The following is a 17,211-nucleotide window of genomic DNA, read 5'->3' as shown; positions in this document are numbered from 1 at the left end:
CCATTGTGAGGGCATTTTTTGTTTCTGTTCTACAATAAGTAGGCGAAATGATGAGAATAATAACTAACGGATTGATTATCCTATTTTTTATTTTTACTGGTCTTGCTTTTGCAACCCCTTTAGAAAAGGAAATACCAACAGAAACACAATGGAATTTAGAAACTTCGATCACAACATTGATGCAGCTTCGGCAACAAAAAACTTTATATGCTTTTATTGGTAATAAACTAAGACCTGTTGCTGAGCTATATCCTAATCGGGGATTTTATGTTTCAGATGCGATAAATAATTACCATAAAATACAATTTGGAAATGCCCAAGGTTATTTGGAAGCTGGTTATTTAGAAGATGGTTACATTGAAGATATTGCTTCTATTTCGGTCGATAGGAAAATACGTTTCTTATCAGATAGTACGAAGAAAACCGATTATCCTATCTATGAGTATCTGATCACAACAAAAAATACCCCCATCTATAGTGATAAAGATATTGCGAGCCCACAAATAGCGATACTCTTATCCAATTTACGCTATCCTGTGCTATCACGCACAATAAAAGAAGATGCTAATGGAAGTAAAATCAATTGGTTTGAGATCTCTTTAGGTGACCGCTTAGGTTATATTTCATCAAGGGATGTAAAACCTGATTTAGGGATACCGGTGCTTACTTATCACCATATTCTCAAAGCAACGGAAAATCATAATTTTCGTCATACATCAACAACAACATCATTAACCGCCTTTACAGAGCAGATGAATTATTTAAAAGAAGCCGGGTATGAAACGCTTTCACTAAACCAAGTTGCAGGCTATTTAAATAAAAATATTAATTTGCCGGGACGAGCCGTCGCATTAACATTTGATGATGGTTTACAATCTGTTTATCGCTATGCCTATCCACTTTTAAAAGAAAATGGCCAAAGAGCAACATTATTTGTTATTTCATCACGTATAAAATCTAAAATACCTAAATGGGCACCTAATTCATTACAATTTATGAGTTGGCAGGCACTGAAATCAAGCCGAGATGTTTTTGATATTCAGTCACATTCTCATTTTTTACATCGTTTAGATAATAATAAAAAACCCATTATATTTAGTCGCCAATCTCATACTATCGTATTAGATTTACAGCACTCACAGCGTGTTTTGCGATTATTAAACCCACATCAATATGCTTTTGCATACCCTTTTGGTGGATATAATCAAAGAGCAATCAATGCAGTCAAAGCGTCGGGTATGACATTGGCGGTGACGACTCAGCAAGGAAAAGTTCGTTTAGGTGATCCACCTTTCGCTCTAAAACGGCTATATGCGTTAAGTACAGATCCCATTGAGAAATTTGCGAGGATGGTGGGTAATGATGAATATGAAGTGGTGAATAAAAATATCGTTGTTGATAAATAAAAATTATAATATTAGAAAAATACCTTTGATATTTATTGAAGGTATTTTTTTATTTCTCCCCATTACTCACTCAGTTAAGATCAACAAATAACTTATATTTTTCAGATAATTATGATGATTTTTTAGTGATAAAAATTCATTTTTTTCTGTAAGCTGGCAATCCAAGTTCAGCATGGAGCTAGTTATGAAAAAATCTATATCCATATCTTCTTATGATTCTGCATTTAAACGTTTTATGATGAATGTCAGTAATGCGAAAGACTTTTTCTTTGTCCATTTACCAGAGGACTTAAAAAGTCATTGTGATTTTTCAACGTTGCAATTACAAAATTCTTCTTTCATCGATATTAACTTACGTTCTCGTATGTCTGATATTTTGTATTTAGTGAAAACCAAAGAGGGTGATATTTCTATTTATTTATTAGTAGAACATCAATCTAGGCCAGATAAAATGATAGGTTGGCGTATGATGAATTATGCATTTTACACTATGAATCAACATTTACAGCAAGGTTATAAATTTTTACCCCTCGTTGTTCCTATTCTGTTTTATCATGGCAAGAAAAAACCTTATCCTTTTCCTGTTAATTGGATGTCATGTTTTCCACTTACTTCACTTGCTAATCAACTTTATTCTAATAGCTTTTCTTTAATTGATTTGACTTCAATTGATGATGATATTTTGCTGACTCATAAAAAAGCAGCAGTAATGGAAATTGCAATGAAGCACGTTAATAGTTGTCATGATATTAATGAGATTGCAATACTTCTATCAAAAGCAATAAATCAGAAAAACTGCAGAGATGAAGACACGGTTGCTGTTGTAGAATATTTATTCTCAATTATGGACGCATCAGATTTTGAGTTCATTTTAAATAAAATAGTTGAACAAGTAGATAACCACAAAGAGGTGATTATGAATATAGCGTGGAGATTAGAAAATAAGGGATTTAATTTAGGTGTAAGTGAAGGGTTTGAAATAGGCAAAAATGAGGGGATCGAACTGGGCAAAAATGTAGGTATTGAAATAGGTAAGAATGTAGGTATTGAAATAGGTAAGAATGTAGGTATTGAAATAGGTTGGGCTAAAGGCATTGAGTTAGGTAAAACGGAAGGCATTGAGTTAGGTAAAACGGAAGGTATTGAGTTAGGTAAAACAGAGGGTATTGAAATTGGTAAAAAAATAGTACAAATAGAATTAGCTCAAAACTTATTAAAAGAAAATTTTGATCTTTTATTTATTGAGAAAATATCAGGCTTAACTATTCAAGAACTTGAAGAATTAGCAGCGTAAGAATTAAGTTGTTTATAAATATTAAATTAAAAGAATTATAATATATTAATTTTAATGTTTTATTTTTATTGGGTTATTTTGAATTTATTAAAAATCACTTCTATTGAATTATGTAATAAAAATCGCCTTTATTATTTTTAATTAAATAAACTAAAGGCGGTTTTATATTGTTTAAATTTTAATTAACGGCCCAAGTAATTATCCCAATCTTTCCATACGGGTTGTAATCCTCGTTCTTTTAATGCGTTAATCACATCATTAACATGGCGATTATCATTAGGAGAGAATTGCTCTAATTCTTCATGACTATCAGAATACCCACCAGGTTGAGTTTTAGAACCCGCACTAATATTATTTATCGCTAATGGTACTGTATTATCACGAAAATACGGAGATTCGCGGGTTGAAAGTGAAAGCTCAACATCAGGTGCCAAAATACGAAAAGCACAGATCAATTGAACTAATTCCGCTTCACTCATTACTGATGCGGGACTTAGTCCACCAGCACAAGGGCGTAAACGGGGAAAAGAGATTGAATAGCGGCTTTTCCAATAGCGCTTTTGTAAAAATAAGAGATGTTCTGCCACCATATAACAATCGCTACGCCACTGGCTTGAAAGACCAATCAATGCACCTAAACCAATTTTATCAATTCCAGCTTGTCCTAATCTATCTGGCGTTTGTAATCGCCAATGAAAATCCTGTTTTTTGCCCTTTAGATGATGAAGCTGATAAGTGGGTTCATGATAGGTTTCTTGATAAACCATGACACCATCAATACCGAGTGTTTTTAATTCGGCATATTCTTCTGTTGCAAGAGGTTGAACTTCCATCATTAATGAACTGAAATTTTCTCGAATAAGGGGGATATATTGGCGAAAATAATCCATACCCACTTTTCTTTGATGCTCACCAGTTACTAATAGCAGGCTATCAAACCCTAATTGGCGGATGCTATTACATTCGGCAATGATCTCACTTTCATTTAATGTTTTACGTTTAATGGCATTACTCATTGAAAAACCACAATAAGTACAATCATTAGCACATAAATTAGAAAGGTAAAGTGGAACATACAACCCCACAACATTGCCGAAACGTTGTCGCGTGAGTTGTTGAGCACGTTGTGCCATTGGTTCTAAATAGTATCTACCTGCTGGCGAAATGAGTGCCATGAAATCATCAAGCGTGAGAGTGTGACGATTTAATGCGGCTTCAACATCTGCATGGGTTTTACTATTGAGTCTTAATGTAATGTCATCCCAATTCAGGTGTTGCCAATAATCAGAAAAAGTGTCCATTAGAACGCCCCTAAATATTGGGTTAATGGACTAGAAGCTTGTGCATGTGTATTGGTAGTTGCTAATCCTGAGTTTCTAGCGAGCTCGCCAGCATCCAGCGCTGTTTTAAATGCTTGGGCCATTAAAATTGGATTTTTAGAGACTGCAATAGCCGTATTAACTAATACCGCGTCTGCACCTAACTCTAAAGCTTCAAGAGCATGACTTGGTGCGCCAATACCTGCATCAACAACAACAGGAATAGAGGCTTGTTCGACGATAATTCGTAGAAAATCACGAGTTTGTAAGCCTTGATTAGAGCCAATAGGAGAGCCCAAAGGCATTACTGCAGCGCAACCAACGTCTTCTAAACGACGACATAAAACAGGATCAGCACTGCAGTAGGGTAAAACAACAAAACCTTCCTTCACAAGAATGTCAGCAGCTTTAAGAGTTTCAATAGGATCAGGTAATAAATATTTAGTATCAGGATGAATTTCTAATTTAACCCAATTTGTACCAAAAGCCTCTTTAGCTAATCGCGCTGCAAAAATCGCTTCTTGTGCTGTTTTTGCCCCGGATGTGTTGGGTAATAATTTTACGCCTAATGACTTGAGTGGCGCGATTAAATCATCATGTCCCTTTTTTAAATCGACTCGTTTCATTGCCATTGTTACAAGTTGGCTGCCCGAAGCCTTAATGGCTTCTGTCATTAGCGTTGGTGTTGCAAATTTTCCTGTGCCTGTAAAAAGTCTAGATGTGAATGTGGTATCAGCAATTTTTAACATATCAGCCCCCCGCAATTGCTTGAAAGAGAAGAATAGTATCGCCATCGTTAATAAAATGTGTTTCCCAATTTTCACGAGGAACAATGGTTTCATTGATGGCGAGTGCCACACCTATAGGTGGCTGTTCTAACTGAATAAGGAGCTGGCTAATAGTGACAGGCATATCCAGAGAATATTGTTCGTCATTTACGGTAATGTTCATGCTAACCCTCGACAAACAGGACATGTTGTTGATGATGTTAAGCGTAAAGTGCTCCAATTTTGTTTTCTACCATCGAAAAGGCGTAGTTTTCCACTTAGAGAGCTAGGTAAATCAGAGAGTAGCTTAATAGCTTCAAGTGCCTGAAGTGTGCCAATAACACCCACAACAGGGCCTAGAATTCCGGCTGTTTTACAGTTTCGTTGTGGTTCAGTTTCATCAGGATAAAGACAGTGATAACAACCATGAATAAAAGGAGGTTCAAACACCATAAGTTGGCCACTAAACCCAACGGCACTCCCACTAATAAGTGGAATTTGTTGTGCAACACACGCACGATTAATGGCTTGGCGTGTAAGCATGTTATCTGTGCAATCTAAAACTAAATCAACTTCTTTAACTAATTTAAGTAATGAATCATCATTAATACGTTGTTTATAAGAAGTCACTTTTATATCTGGATTTAAGGCAAGCAAAGCCTGCTTTGCAACCTCTGATTTCGCATCAGGGATATCTTGAGTGCGATAAAGAATTTGGCGCTGTAGATTAGAAATATGTAATTCATCATCATCAACTAAAATAAGCTCACCAATACCTGCCCCCGCGAGATACATTGATGCTGGAGAGCCTAACCCACCAAGCCCGACAATCAGTACCTTTGCTTGTTGAAGTTTGTTTTGGCCCTCGATACCAATATCTTCTAACATCACTTGTCGGCTATAACGCATAAAATCATTATCATTTAGCATGACGATTTTCCTTCAACTAATTCTAATAATTTACGAGTTACTTTTTGCCAATCAGATGCTTTTGTTATTGCACTGACTAAAGCAACACTCCCTACGCCTGTTGCAACCACATCAGAGACTCTCTCTAGCGAGATCCCACCAATAGCAACAGTGGGAAAATCAGGTGTCTGTTCTACTTGATGTTTGAGCGCCTTCAAACCTTGTGGTTTAGATGGCATATCTTTCGTTGTGGTTGGAAATATATGCCCTAATGCGATGTAAGATGGGCGCAACATCTTTGCTCTTTGTAATTCAGCTTCGTCGTGAGTAGAAATACCCAGCCGTAATCCAGCTTGTTTAATGGCACCAAGATCAGCAACATCAAGATCTTCTTGACCAAGATGAACACCATAAGCCTGATGATTAATGGCGAGTTGCCAATAATCATTGATAAACAGTCTTGCGTGATATTGTTTACCTAGTTTTATTGCTTCGATGATCTCTTTTTCAACGTCTTTTGGCTGTTTATCTTTTATACGCAATTGAAGAGTGGTAACGCCTGTTTTTAATAGGCGTTCTATCCATTCAATAGAATCAACAACGGGGTAAAGTCCCAGTTTTTTTTCTGTCGGTGCAAAGGCGGCGTTAGAGGATCTGTTCATTTTCAGTTACCTCGACATTGGTAATGTCTGCACTATGGTACAACTCGCTTCCATGCTCTTTAAACGCTTGTGACATTTGCTCCATTCCTGCCGCATAGTCACGGACTTCTTGCGTTATCTTCATTGAACAGAATTTAGGACCACACATTGAGCAAAAGTGAGCCACTTTTCCTGATGCTTGAGGAAGGGTTTCATCGTGATATTGGCGTGCTGTTTCAGGATCAAGCGCTAAATTGAATTGATCTTCCCATCTAAATTCAAAACGCGCTTTTGACATAGCATTATCACGGATTTGAGCACCAGGATGCCCTTTGGCTAAATCGGCAGCATGAGCCGCAATTTTATAAGTAATTAAGCCTTGTTTTACATCGTCTTTATTTGGTAAGCCTAGGTGTTCTTTCGGGGTGACATAACAGAGCATAGCACAACCAAACCAGCCAATCATTGCTGCACCAATACCTGAAGTAAAATGATCGTAACCCGGTGCAATATCTGTTGTGAGAGGGCCTAATGTATAAAAGGGAGCTTCATGACAATGCTCTAGCTCTTCTGTCATATTACGGCGGATCATCTGCATTGGAACGTGACCGGGGCCTTCAATCATGACTTGCACGTCATATTCCCATGCGATTTTTGTTAGTTCACCTAAAGTATGTAACTCAGCAAATTGTGCTTCATCGTTTGCATCTTGGATAGAGCCAGGTCTTAACCCATCGCCCAATGAAAGGGAAACATCATAAGCGGTACAAATTTCGCAGATTTCACGGAAATGTTCGTAGAGGAAATTTTCTTTGTGATGTGATAGACACCATTTCGCCATTATCGAACCACCACGAGAGACAATACCCGTTAGGCGTTTTGCGGTCATCGGAACATAACGTAACAATACACCTGCATGAATAGTAAAGTAATCAACACCTTGCTCTGCTTGCTCAAGTAAAGTATCGCGGAACATTTCCCAAGTGAGATCTTCTGCAATACCGTTAACTTTCTCAAGTGCTTGATAGATTGGAACTGTGCCAATAGGAACAGGGCTATTGCGAATGATCCACTCACGCGTTTCATGAATGTAACGGCCTGTTGAGAGATCCATTACGGTATCTGCCCCCCAACGTGTAGACCAAATTAGCTTTTCAACTTCTTCTTCAATTGAAGACGTTACAGAAGAATTTCCGATATTGGCATTCACTTTCACTAAGAAATTACGACCAATAATCATCGGCTCTGATTCTGGGTGGTTAATATTGGCGGGAATAATGGCTCGACCAGCTGCAACTTCTTGGCGTACAAATTCAGGAGTAATATTGTCAGGGAGATGAGCACCAAAGCTAAAGCCTGCATGTTGTTGGCGTAATACTTTGCTTCGAATACGTTCACGGCCCATATTTTCACGAATAGCAATAAACTCCATTTCAGGTGTGATAATACCTTTTCGAGCATAATGCAATTGCGTCACACTTTTACTCTTTAGGGCTTTTTTAGGGTTGGGTTTTAACGGAAAACGTAGATGCTCTAATCCGGCATCAGAAAGGCGTTGTTGTGTGAAATCAGAGCTTAAGAGTGAAAGTGCTTCGGTATCATTACGCTCATCAATCCATGATTGGCGAATTTTTTTTAATCCAAGATTAACGTCGAGTTGAGAAGCTGGGTCGCCATAAGGGCCAGAAGTGTCATATACCGGAACAGGTTCATTATCTTCAAAAATAGGGTTTTCTTTTGATCCGCCTATCAATGTTTTATCAAGCTGGATCTCACGCATTGGTACTTGAATATCGGTACGAGAGCCTTCAAGGTAAATACGTTTTGAGTTAGGAAAACTCACACCTTGGATTGTGCTAATAAACGCTTGAGCAGCATCACGTTGTTCTTTTCGTGGACGTGATTTGTGGGGCGTTGGTGAAATATCTTTAACAGATAATGTTTGATTTTGGGACATAGCATTTCCTAATAAATATCATGCAGGCTGTAGCCTGTTGGGTGAATATTGAGAAAAATGCTTGTCTGGAGGTCGCAGGGAGTATCGACAGATAGGCGTATAAAAAATATACGGGATGAAGCTATCAAAAGGTCGAATCACTCTTGTTCCCTTCGCGGGTATTAACCCGATCAGGTTCCGCGGATCCCGAATTAACGGTCTCAGCCTGTGTTTATAATAGCCTTATAAACACTAGGCACTCCGACAAGAAGATGTCCAGTATATGAAAGATTTTAAAAACTACAAGTCCGATATGGGTTATTTATTTAAATCCCAATGGCATTGTTTCCAACCTTTTTCTGCTGAAATTTGCGCTAATTGCTGATCGGCATTAACTGTAATGACGTTATCAGCTTGATAACATAAGGGGAGATCATTAATAGAGTCAGTATAGAAGTTAATATAACTATTTTTAATGTTATTTTCAGTTCTCCATTGGTTTAAACGTATGACTTTCCCTTCTCTAAATGTCGGTATTCCTTCAATGTACCCTGTATAATGGTTATCTTTAATTTGCATATCAATACCCATTGAAACATCGGCATTAAGTTGTTTCGCAATAGCTTGAACAAGAAAAGATACGGTAGCAGAAATAATAATAACAGGGATATTTTTTTGTTGGTATTGGGCAATAATCGAGATATCTTGAGGATAGAGTAAAGGTTTTATTATTGTTTTAGTAAAATCAATAATCCATTGATTTATCTCTTCTATATTATATTTCTTGTAATGGGATAAGTGCTGGTTAAGATATTGACTCATATCGAGCTTACCCGCATAGTAGTCGGCGATCATTTGCTCATCAAGTTGTAAAAAAGCAGGATCAGTGACTCTTTTATTTTCCCACAAATACCGTGTCCATAAACGGCTAGAATCACCCGCTAATAATGTTTCATCCAAATCAAAAACAGCAAGCTGATCTCTATTTTTACTTATCATCTCATTGCCCTTTATTTATTAGTTTTATTTATAATTATGATGGCTAAATGTTAATGAATTATAGAAGATAGATATAATTCATTGAGTGGCTCTTACTAAAGAGAGTATCCTTAATTCTATATCATTATTTTGGATAGATTTATCATTATGCATTTATATACGTTAGCGGGATCAGAGAAAGGCTGGTGGACAGTCAGCCTTGGTGGGCGAGTGTGGTTACCTAAAGGTGAACTCCCTTTTGGTTTTGCAAAGGATTGGGATTTAGTTGGTCAACAGGCCAAAATTGTTGGTGAGTGGCAGGGTGAAACTGTTTGGCTTATTCATGGAAAAATGGATAACGACATGTGTTCGCCGAGGCTTATCGCCTCACAAGATGAGAATTTATTTAAACTCGTGGGTCGCGGTGTTCAGTTAGCAGAATTTTATCGTTCTCATCGTTTTTGTGGTTATTGTGGTTCTAAAATGCGCCATAGTGAGAGCGAATGGGCTTGTTTATGCGATAACTGCCATGAACGCTATTACCCACAAATTGCCCCTTGTATTATTGTAGGTATTCGGCATGAAGATAAGATTTTACTCGCACATCATGTTAGGCATAAACATTCCCCTCTTTATACTGTGCTCGCTGGTTTTGTGGAGGTTGGTGAAACCTTAGAAGAAGCCGTCGCTCGCGAAGTGTTTGAAGAAAGCAATATTCGTATTCGTAATATTCGTTACGTATCATCTCAACCTTGGCCATTCCCTCATTCTTTAATGATGGGTTTTTTGGCTGATTATGATGGAGGAGAATTGCGCCATGATCCTTCAGAATTAACCAGTGCGGCTTGGTATCGTTATGATCAGCTACCACAGATCCCACCTCCAGATACTATTGCGCGACGCTTGATAGAAGATACGATAGCGAATATTAGACAAGATAAAGAAAAGAACTAAATAAAGGCGTTGTCAGCCAACAGTTATTTTTCCAGCATGTTACAATGCATGCTATTTTGCGGCCCTATTACTGTTAATGGAGTTAGTCATGAGTGAGTTGAAAAACGACCGCTATTTACGTGCGCTGTTGCGCCAACCTGTTGATGTCACCCCAGTTTGGATGATGCGTCAGGCAGGCAGATATCTTCCTGAATATAAGGAAACACGGGCACAGGCGGGGGATTTCATCTCATTGTGCAAAAATACAGAATTGGCATGCGAAGTGACATTGCAGCCTTTAAGACGCTTCCCTTTAGATGCCGCTATTTTATTTTCTGATATTTTAACTATTCCTGATGCAATGGGACTAGGCCTTTACTTTGAAACTGGTGAAGGACCTCGTTTTAAGTCCCCAATAAATAGCCTTACCGATATTCAAAAGCTACCAATTCCTGATCCTGAAGACGAACTTGGCTATGTAATGAATGCAGTACGTGCAATTCGTCATGCATTGCAAGGCAGTGTGCCATTAATCGGTTTTTCGGGAAGTCCTTGGACGTTAGCAACCTATATGGTAGAAGGTGGAAGTAGTAAGGCCTTCACAAAAATAAAAAAAATGATGTATGCAGAGCCTCAAGCACTACATCTATTACTGGATAAACTCGCAGATAGCGTTATCCTTTATCTGAATGCTCAAATTAAAGCGGGTGCACAATCTATCATGATCTTTGATACATGGGGTGGTGTACTAACAGGGCGTGATTACCAACTTTTTTCATTACACTACATGCATAAGATTGTTGATGGTCTTATTCGCGAATACGATGGAAGAAAAGTTCCTGTAACCTTATTTACCAAAGGTGGCGGTCGTTGGTTAGAAGCAATGGCAGCAACAGGTTGTGATGCATTAGGGTTAGATTGGACGATAGATATCGAAGATGCACGTCGTCGAGTAGGGGATAAAGTCGCCTTACAAGGTAATATGGATCCTTCTATGCTGTATGCGCCGCCAGCCAGAATAGAGCAAGAGGTCGAAACTATTCTTGCTGGGTTTGGTAAAGGTAACGGTCATGTCTTTAATCTTGGGCACGGTATTCATCAAGATGTTCCACCAGAGCATGCTGGTGCATTTATTGATGCGGTTCACCGTTTATCGAAGCCTTATCATCAGGATAATGATTAATACCTCACAATTGCGTCAGGAGCAGACAGAAAAAGCTCAACAAATTATTTTGACAGACCAATTTACAATGCCTACTTATATTGCTGGCGCTGATGTTGGTTTTGAAGATGGTGGCGCAGTTACTCGCGCCGCCATCGTGATAATGCATTACCCTTCTTTTGAAATTCTTGAATACCAAATCGCGCGAATACCTACAAATCTTCCTTACATCCCAGGTTTACTTTCATTTAGAGAGTGCCCAGCGTTACTGTCTGCTTGGCAATTAATCAAACAGAAACCTTCTCTTATTTTTGTCGATGGGCAAGGTATTGCTCATCCTAGAAGGCTCGGTGTTGCCAGTCATTTTGGTTTATTAGTGGACACGCCTACTATTGGCGTAGCAAAAAGTCGTTTATGTGGTACTGATCGAGCGGTTAATGAAGAGATGGGAAGCCATGAGCCATTAATGGATAAGAATGAGCAAATAGGATGGATTTATCGCAGTAAGAAAAAATGCAAACCCCTGTATATTTCCCCGGGTCATAAAGTGAGTATGGAAGGCGCTTTGCAGTGGGTTGAGTTGTGTATGAAAGGGTATCGATTGCCAGAACCAACGCGTTGGGCTGATGGTATTGCTTCAAATAGGCGATTATTTGAGCAGTTGAATAAGAATAAGCTCTAAATGACCGGGAAATATGTGGATATTTTTAATTTTCAGGTAAACTGCGCCTAAGTTAAGAAAATGAGTAATCACGAATGTTGAAGAACCCAATCCATTTACGTTTAGAAAAGCTAGAAGCTTGGCAACACCTGACGTTTATGGCGTGCCTGTGTGAGCGAATGTACCCAAATTATCAGGTATTTTGTCGCGAAACAGGATTTGCTGATCCAACGCTTTATCGCCGTATTCTCGATCTGGTTTGGGAAACTTTAACGGTGAAAGATGCAAAAGTGAATTTTGATTCTCAATTAGAGAAATTAGAAGAAGCTATTCCTGACGCATCTCAATTTGATATTTACGGTGTCTATCCTGCGATTGATGCCTGTGTCGCCTTGAGTGAAGTTGTTCACTCCCGTTTAAGTGGTGAATCGCTAAGTCATGCTATTGAAGTCAGCAAATTATCAGTAGGGACGGTTGCTTCACTTGAAATGACACAAGCAGAAAGAGAAATGAGCGAAGAAGAGCTAAGATCACTGCCTGTTGTTATTGAAGAATTCGATATCCAATGGGAAATTTACCGCCTACTTGTAGAGTGTGAAGAAAGAGATATCGAGCTGATTAAAGGTCTACGTGCAGACCTTCGTGAAGCAGGAATGAGCAATATCGGTATAGAATTAACGCACTAAATCAGAAAAACGTGATTTAGTGCTTGAAAAGCGACGTTTAAAGACTTCACATCACCCCCGTGTATGTTCTACATTGGGTACGAAAAGAAGTGGCTCAGGTGTTTTACTTAATTCATCTTCTTAAAAAGATAAGTTAAGTTTTTTCACCAGATGTTTTTCAAACGATAAAACATACTTTAAGGACTATTTTATGAACAAAGCTGAATTAACCGAATCAGTTGCTGAAAAAGCGGATCTGACAAAAACTCAGGCAAAAGCTGCTATTGAAGCGTTTATCGACTCAGTAACAGGAGCTCTGAAAGAAGGCGATTCTGTACAGTTAGTTGGTTTCGGTACATTCAAGGTAAATCACCGTGCTGAGCGTACTGGTCGTAACCCTCAAACTGGTAAAGAAATTAAAATTGCAGCAGCTAATGTTCCTGCATTTACTGCCGGTAAAGCACTGAAAGACGCAGTAAAATAATTCCTTTGAACGGAATGAACAATAGAGGGGGATTTACTCCCCTTTTGTTGAAACGACAGGGGCTGTTAGCAATAGGATCAGCTTTTTTGCTCAGCGCCTGCTCCTCGACAGTACAACTCCCAGAATTTTCTGCAACAGGATATATTGCAGACGAAGGTGTTGTGCGACTCTGGCGTTTAAATAATAAAATGTCAGAGCCTCAAGTGATCATGAGCGTTTATAGCTTTTATAAAAAGCCAGAAACAATCATCACATTCTATGAGTATCGCCAAAATAAGCTTTGGCAAGTCCGCTCTGAAGTGGTCAATCAAAATGATCCCTCATCTTGGCACCTTCGTTTAAATAAACGTGATGAAGTCATTTTCATGCAACAGGAAAGCCAGAAGCAAAAACGAGCATTAACAGAAGATGAGCGTTTAAGAATGGTGTTTGCTGCAAGTAAAGAGCGTGAAATCAGTGAAGCGCTTACTATTGGAAAAGTAAACTTAGTACAAGGTGTTTGGTATCAAAATACAATGACAACATGTGCTGGTGAGAAAGTGAGTGTTTCATTCGAAGATCCAGAGCAACGCTGGTTAAAAACGAGAACACGTAATTTAAGTAAGCCTTCTTATGTTGCTTGGCTTGATTCACCAGAAGGTAAACAGTTGCTTATGGTAGCCGACCATGATTTCTGTAAATGGGAGCCAACAAAAGAGAGCTTGTGATCACTCCCTTCTGCTGTATTTAGTCACTTACTTATTTAAACGCGCAATCGCACGATAGCCGATATCATGGCGATAAAAACTTCCATTCCAATGAATACCTTCTGCTAAAGCATAAGCATTTTTTTGTGCTTGCTCGATATCATCACCTAATGCCGTCGCACATAAAACTCTTCCGCCAGCTGTAATTACTTCACCTTTATTATTCAGAGTTGTTCCAGCCTGAAAAACTTTAGCAGTTGCTGATGATGTTGTGCTCAAACCTTCAATCACATCACCTTGATGATAATCATTAGGGTAACCACCTGCGGCAATGACGATACCTAAAGCAGGGCGAGGATCCCAAACAGAATCTTTCCCTTTTAAATTACCATTAGCACCCGCTAAACAGAGTTCAACTAAATCTGACTGCATACGCATCATAATTGGTTGTGTTTCAGGATCACCAAAGCGACAGTTAAATTCGATAACTTTTGCAATACCTTGTTTATCAATCATCAATCCAGCATAAAGAAAACCCTGATAACGATGCCCTTCAGCAGCCATACCTTTTACCGTTGGATAAATAATTTTTTCCATCACTTGCTGGTGGATCTCATTGGTGACGACAGGAGCTGGTGAATACGCGCCCATACCACCAGTGTTAGGCCCCGTATCGCCATCGCCAACACGTTTATGATCTTGGCTTGTTGCCATAGGGATAACATTTTCACCATCCACCATGACAATAAAACTTGCTTCTTCACCATCAAGAAACTCCTCAATAACAATACGATGTCCTGCATCACCAAAGACATTACCTGCTAGCATATCCCTAATTGCCGCTTCTGCTTCTGCTAGCGTCATGGCGACGATCACACCTTTACCTGCTGCTAAGCCATCAGCTTTAATAACAATAGGCGCACCCATCTTATGTAAATATTCCAGTGCAGGGGCTATTTCAGTAAAGTTTTGATAATTCGCGGTTGGAATTTTATGGCGAGCTAAGAAGTCTTTAGTAAAGGCTTTAGATCCTTCGAGTTGTGCAGCGCCTTGTGTAGGGCCAAAAATGGTTAATCCTGCATCTTTAAAAGCATCAACAACACCAATAACAAGTGGTGCTTCAGGACCAACAATCGTTAAATCAATTTTATTCTCAAGCGCAAAAGTGACTAATGCTGGAATATCAGTCGCGCTGATTGCTACATTTTGTACACCTTGCTCTAGTGCCGTTCCTGCATTACCCGGTGCAACAAAGACCTGTGTGGAAAGTGGCGATTGAACCACTTTCCAAGCTAAAGCATGTTCACGACCACCATTACCAATAATCAAAATCTTCATATCAATACCCTATTAATGACGGAAGTGACGCATATTGGTGAAAATCATTGCGATGTTGTGTTCATTGGCAGCAGCAATCACTTCATCATCACGAATTGAACCACCAGGTTGAATAACGCAAGTTACGCCGGCAAGTGCTGCCGCATCAATGCCATCTCTAAATGGGAAGAATGCATCTGATGCCATCGCGCAACCAGCAACTTCTAAACCTTCATCAGCAGCTTTTATGCCAGCAATTTTTGCAGAATACACCCGGCTCATTTGTCCTGCGCCAATACCGACTGTCATATCATTTTTAGCGTAAACAATGGCATTTGATTTTACGAATTTTGCTACTTTCCAGCAAAACAGTGCATCTTTCATTTCGCGTTCACTTGGCTGGCGTTGAGTAACTACTCTTAAGTTTTCTTCTTTAACCATGCCTAAATCACGATCTTGTACTAAAAGCCCACCGTTGACTCGTTTGAAGTCAAAAGCAGGTTTTGCTTCTTGCCATTGACCACAGGCTAATACCCGAACATTAGGTTTAGTTGCTAAAATAGGTAAAGCATCTTCATTAATAGAAGGAGCAATTATCACTTCGACAAATTGTCGTTCGATGATTGCACTTGCGGTTTTTACATCTAGTGGACGATTAAAAGCGATAATACCGCCAAATGCAGAAGTGGGATCGGTTTTAAATGCATTGTCATATGCTTGTGCGAGCGTATTCGCAATAGCAACACCACAAGGGTTTGCATGTTTCACGATAACACATGCTGGATCGGAAAAAGATTTTACACATTCTAATGCGGCATCTGTATCTGCAATGTTGTTATAAGAAAGCGCTTTGCCTTGTAATTGGGTTGCAGTCGCAATAGACGCTTCTTCTATATGCTCTTCTATATAAAAAGCAGCTTGTTGATGCGCATTCTCACCATAACGCATATCTTGTTTCTTTATATAGTTCAGATTTAGAGTACGAGGGAATGTACCTGAAGGTTGTGAAGTGTCACCATAATAAGGAGCGACTTTCTGACCAAAGTAGTTTGCAATCATTCCGTCGTAAGCAGCAGTGTGCTCAAAGGCTTTAATTGCTAAATCAAAACGTGTATCTAAAGTAAGACTATTTTCGTGATTATCCATTTCTTCAATCACTCTTTCATAGTCATTACAATTAACGACAATGGTAACATCTTTATGGTTTTTTGCTGCTGAGCGAACCATTGTAGGTCCACCAATATCGATATTCTCCACTGCATCTGCTAATGAGCAATTTGGGAGAGCAACTGTTTTGGCAAAAGGATAAAGGTTCACTACGACCATATCGATAGGACGGATCTCATGTTCTTCCATTATTGCATCGTCTTGCCCGCGGCGACCTAAAATTCCACCATGTACTTTGGGATGCAGTGTTTTCACTCTACCATCCATCATTTCTGGAAAACCGGTATAATCGGATACTTCAGTAACCGGTAAGCCAGCTTCTGCTAATAGACGTGCAGTCCCACCGGTTGATAAGAGTTCTACATTCCTTTCAGCAAGTGCTTTTGCGAATTCTAAAATACCTGCTTTATCAGACACACTTAAAAGTGCACGGCGGATAGGACGAAGATGTTGCATGAGTTTTATCCCTTGGGTTTGATATAACGGTAGTAATGGAGAAGTTAAAACACATTAATACAGTGAAATTGTGTTTGCCTAACTAACATTTCAGAAGTTAAACACAAAATCAATCTTACTAAATCGTTCGCTATAATAACGCAAACGTTTGCGTTTGACATGCTAATTTTATGTAAAAAGACACTCTGTGGATAAAATTGTTGATAAGTGCGTATAAGTAGGGGTTTTGCTGTGGAATTAAGCAAACGATTTTTTTTCTTAAAAAAACTATTGCCAGCTTCACAAAACTCCCTATAATGCGTCCTCGTTGTCACGGCAAACCACGCTAAGTGAGTTAGCCGAGAGAACAAAGAAAAAAAAGTGAAAAGCCTTGAAAATAAACGCTTGACACTGAATGAGGAAGATGTAGAATGCACCTCCTCGCAACAAC

Annotated in this window: 17 protein-coding genes and 1 riboswitch; of the genes, 8 read left to right on the top strand and 9 right to left on the bottom strand. The window is 38.9% G+C overall.

The genetic code is table 11. From position 1 onward, the window contains the following. Window positions 1-50 precede the first annotated feature (50 nt). Both ABN256_RS17960 and ABN256_RS17955 read left to right on the top strand, forming a co-directional pair. Entirely contained in the window at window positions 51-1,406 is a 1,356-nt protein-coding gene (locus ABN256_RS17960; protein WP_196554946.1) for a polysaccharide deacetylase family protein, read from the top strand. A gap of 184 nt (window positions 1,407-1,590) precedes the next feature. Then, on the top strand, window positions 1,591-2,700 hold the full coding sequence (locus ABN256_RS17955; RefSeq protein WP_231619349.1) for an Rpn family recombination-promoting nuclease/putative transposase: 1,110 nt from the start codon (window positions 1,591-1,593) through the stop codon (window positions 2,698-2,700). A gap of 182 nt (window positions 2,701-2,882) precedes the next feature. Here the strand turns inward: ABN256_RS17955 and thiH are convergent, their stop codons facing one another. From thiH to ABN256_RS17920, 7 genes are all read right to left on the bottom strand, one after another. Then, window positions 2,883-4,001, bottom strand: a complete 1,119-nt coding sequence (gene thiH / locus ABN256_RS17950) for a 2-iminoacetate synthase ThiH (protein WP_196554944.1) — start codon at window positions 3,999-4,001, stop codon at window positions 2,883-2,885. Next, complete coding sequence (locus tag ABN256_RS17945) at window positions 4,001-4,768, bottom strand: thiazole synthase (protein WP_197269806.1); 768 nt, start codon at window positions 4,766-4,768, stop codon at window positions 4,001-4,003. The genes thiH and ABN256_RS17945 overlap by 1 nt, the downstream gene beginning before the upstream one ends. Before the next feature lies 1 nt (window position 4,769). After that, window positions 4,770-4,970, bottom strand: coding sequence for a sulfur carrier protein ThiS (thiS, locus tag ABN256_RS17940; RefSeq protein ID WP_072071062.1), 201 nt, complete (start codon window positions 4,968-4,970; stop codon window positions 4,770-4,772). After that, window positions 4,967-5,716, bottom strand: coding sequence for a HesA/MoeB/ThiF family protein (locus ABN256_RS17935; RefSeq protein WP_072071061.1), 750 nt, complete (start codon window positions 5,714-5,716; stop codon window positions 4,967-4,969). Before ABN256_RS17935 ends, thiS begins: the two co-directional genes overlap by 4 nt. Continuing rightward, window positions 5,710-6,357 carry a thiamine phosphate synthase gene (gene thiE, locus ABN256_RS17930; RefSeq protein WP_196554942.1) on the bottom strand — a complete coding sequence of 216 codons (648 nt, stop codon included), beginning with the start codon at window positions 6,355-6,357 and terminating at the stop codon, window positions 5,710-5,712. Before thiE ends, ABN256_RS17935 begins: the two co-directional genes overlap by 7 nt. Next, window positions 6,341-8,293 (bottom strand): phosphomethylpyrimidine synthase ThiC, encoded by a 1,953-nt coding sequence (gene thiC / locus ABN256_RS17925; RefSeq protein ID WP_197269807.1) that lies wholly within the window; start codon window positions 8,291-8,293, stop codon window positions 6,341-6,343. The genes thiE and thiC overlap by 17 nt, the downstream gene beginning before the upstream one ends. A 130-nt stretch (window positions 8,294-8,423) precedes the next feature. After that, window positions 8,424-8,546: riboswitch (TPP riboswitch) on the bottom strand. A 44-nt stretch (window positions 8,547-8,590) separates the two neighbouring features. Continuing rightward, a complete protein-coding gene (locus ABN256_RS17920; protein WP_349439851.1) occupies window positions 8,591-9,271 on the bottom strand; it encodes an HAD family hydrolase in 681 nt (226 codons plus the stop codon). Between the two features lie 147 nt (window positions 9,272-9,418). Between ABN256_RS17920 and nudC the strand changes: the two genes are divergently transcribed. The 6 genes from nudC to ABN256_RS17890 all read left to right on the top strand — a co-directional run bounded on the left by nudC (window position 9,419) and on the right by ABN256_RS17890 (window position 13,862). Continuing rightward, window positions 9,419-10,204 (top strand): NAD(+) diphosphatase, encoded by a 786-nt coding sequence (nudC, locus tag ABN256_RS17915; RefSeq protein WP_196554939.1) that lies wholly within the window; start codon window positions 9,419-9,421, stop codon window positions 10,202-10,204. Between the two features lie 88 nt (window positions 10,205-10,292). Then, window positions 10,293-11,366 (top strand): uroporphyrinogen decarboxylase, encoded by a 1,074-nt coding sequence (gene hemE / locus ABN256_RS17910; protein WP_196554938.1) that lies wholly within the window; start codon window positions 10,293-10,295, stop codon window positions 11,364-11,366. Continuing rightward, window positions 11,359-12,027, top strand: coding sequence for a deoxyribonuclease V (nfi, locus tag ABN256_RS17905; RefSeq protein ID WP_196554937.1), 669 nt, complete (start codon window positions 11,359-11,361; stop codon window positions 12,025-12,027). The genes hemE and nfi overlap by 8 nt, the downstream gene beginning before the upstream one ends. Before the next feature lie 74 nt (window positions 12,028-12,101). Continuing rightward, on the top strand, window positions 12,102-12,692 hold the full coding sequence (locus ABN256_RS17900) for a YjaG family protein (protein ID WP_072071056.1): 591 nt from the start codon (window positions 12,102-12,104) through the stop codon (window positions 12,690-12,692). A gap of 190 nt (window positions 12,693-12,882) precedes the next feature. Beyond that, window positions 12,883-13,155, top strand: coding sequence for a non-specific DNA-binding protein Hbs (gene hbs, locus ABN256_RS17895; protein ID WP_004246922.1), 273 nt, complete (start codon window positions 12,883-12,885; stop codon window positions 13,153-13,155). Window positions 13,156-13,199: 44 nt separating this feature from the next. Continuing rightward, complete coding sequence (locus ABN256_RS17890; RefSeq protein WP_231619350.1) at window positions 13,200-13,862, top strand: DUF1481 domain-containing protein; 663 nt, start codon at window positions 13,200-13,202, stop codon at window positions 13,860-13,862. Window positions 13,863-13,889: 27 nt separating this feature from the next. Here ABN256_RS17890 and purD read toward each other — a convergent pair whose 3' ends face one another. Both purD and purH read right to left on the bottom strand, forming a co-directional pair. After that, window positions 13,890-15,179, bottom strand: coding sequence for a phosphoribosylamine--glycine ligase (gene purD / locus ABN256_RS17885; protein ID WP_340894147.1), 1,290 nt, complete (start codon window positions 15,177-15,179; stop codon window positions 13,890-13,892). A gap of 12 nt (window positions 15,180-15,191) precedes the next feature. Further along, window positions 15,192-16,781 carry a bifunctional phosphoribosylaminoimidazolecarboxamide formyltransferase/IMP cyclohydrolase gene (gene purH / locus ABN256_RS17880; protein ID WP_196554934.1) on the bottom strand — a complete coding sequence of 530 codons (1,590 nt, stop codon included), beginning with the start codon at window positions 16,779-16,781 and terminating at the stop codon, window positions 15,192-15,194. Between the last annotated feature and the right edge of the window lie 430 nt (window positions 16,782-17,211).

Origin of the sequence: Proteus sp. fly-1008 (assembly GCF_040140305.1) — a bacterium.
Classification (GTDB): Bacteria; Pseudomonadota; Gammaproteobacteria; order Enterobacterales; family Enterobacteriaceae; genus Proteus; species Proteus vulgaris_B.
Note: the sequence above shows the minus strand (reverse complement) of the source record. Positions and strands in the feature narration are given on the sequence as shown.

What these genes read in the sequence shown, in the direction of transcription:
- ABN256_RS17960 (WP_196554946.1), top strand. Translation starts at nt 51, where the DNA reads ATGAGAATAATAACTAACGGATTGATTATCCTATTTTTTATTTTTACT.
- ABN256_RS17955 (WP_231619349.1), top strand. Translation starts at nt 1,591, where the DNA reads ATGAAAAAATCTATATCCATATCTTCTTATGATTCTGCATTTAAACGT.
- thiH (WP_196554944.1), bottom strand. Translation starts at nt 4,001, where the DNA reads ATGGACACTTTTTCTGATTATTGGCAACACCTGAATTGGGATGACATT.
- ABN256_RS17945 (WP_197269806.1), bottom strand. Translation starts at nt 4,768, where the DNA reads ATGTTAAAAATTGCTGATACCACATTCACATCTAGACTTTTTACAGGC.
- thiS (WP_072071062.1), bottom strand. Translation starts at nt 4,970, where the DNA reads ATGAACATTACCGTAAATGACGAACAATATTCTCTGGATATGCCTGTC.
- ABN256_RS17935 (WP_072071061.1), bottom strand. Translation starts at nt 5,716, where the DNA reads ATGCTAAATGATAATGATTTTATGCGTTATAGCCGACAAGTGATGTTA.
- thiE (WP_196554942.1), bottom strand. Translation starts at nt 6,357, where the DNA reads ATGAACAGATCCTCTAACGCCGCCTTTGCACCGACAGAAAAAAAACTG.
- thiC (WP_197269807.1), bottom strand. Translation starts at nt 8,293, where the DNA reads ATGTCCCAAAATCAAACATTATCTGTTAAAGATATTTCACCAACGCCC.
- ABN256_RS17920 (WP_349439851.1), bottom strand. Translation starts at nt 9,271, where the DNA reads ATGATAAGTAAAAATAGAGATCAGCTTGCTGTTTTTGATTTGGATGAA.
- nudC (WP_196554939.1), top strand. Translation starts at nt 9,419, where the DNA reads ATGCATTTATATACGTTAGCGGGATCAGAGAAAGGCTGGTGGACAGTC.
- hemE (WP_196554938.1), top strand. Translation starts at nt 10,293, where the DNA reads ATGAGTGAGTTGAAAAACGACCGCTATTTACGTGCGCTGTTGCGCCAA.
- nfi (WP_196554937.1), top strand. Translation starts at nt 11,359, where the DNA reads ATGATTAATACCTCACAATTGCGTCAGGAGCAGACAGAAAAAGCTCAA.
- ABN256_RS17900 (WP_072071056.1), top strand. Translation starts at nt 12,102, where the DNA reads ATGTTGAAGAACCCAATCCATTTACGTTTAGAAAAGCTAGAAGCTTGG.
- hbs (WP_004246922.1), top strand. Translation starts at nt 12,883, where the DNA reads ATGAACAAAGCTGAATTAACCGAATCAGTTGCTGAAAAAGCGGATCTG.
- purD (WP_340894147.1), bottom strand. Translation starts at nt 15,179, where the DNA reads ATGAAGATTTTGATTATTGGTAATGGTGGTCGTGAACATGCTTTAGCT.
- purH (WP_196554934.1), bottom strand. Translation starts at nt 16,781, where the DNA reads ATGCAACATCTTCGTCCTATCCGCCGTGCACTTTTAAGTGTGTCTGAT.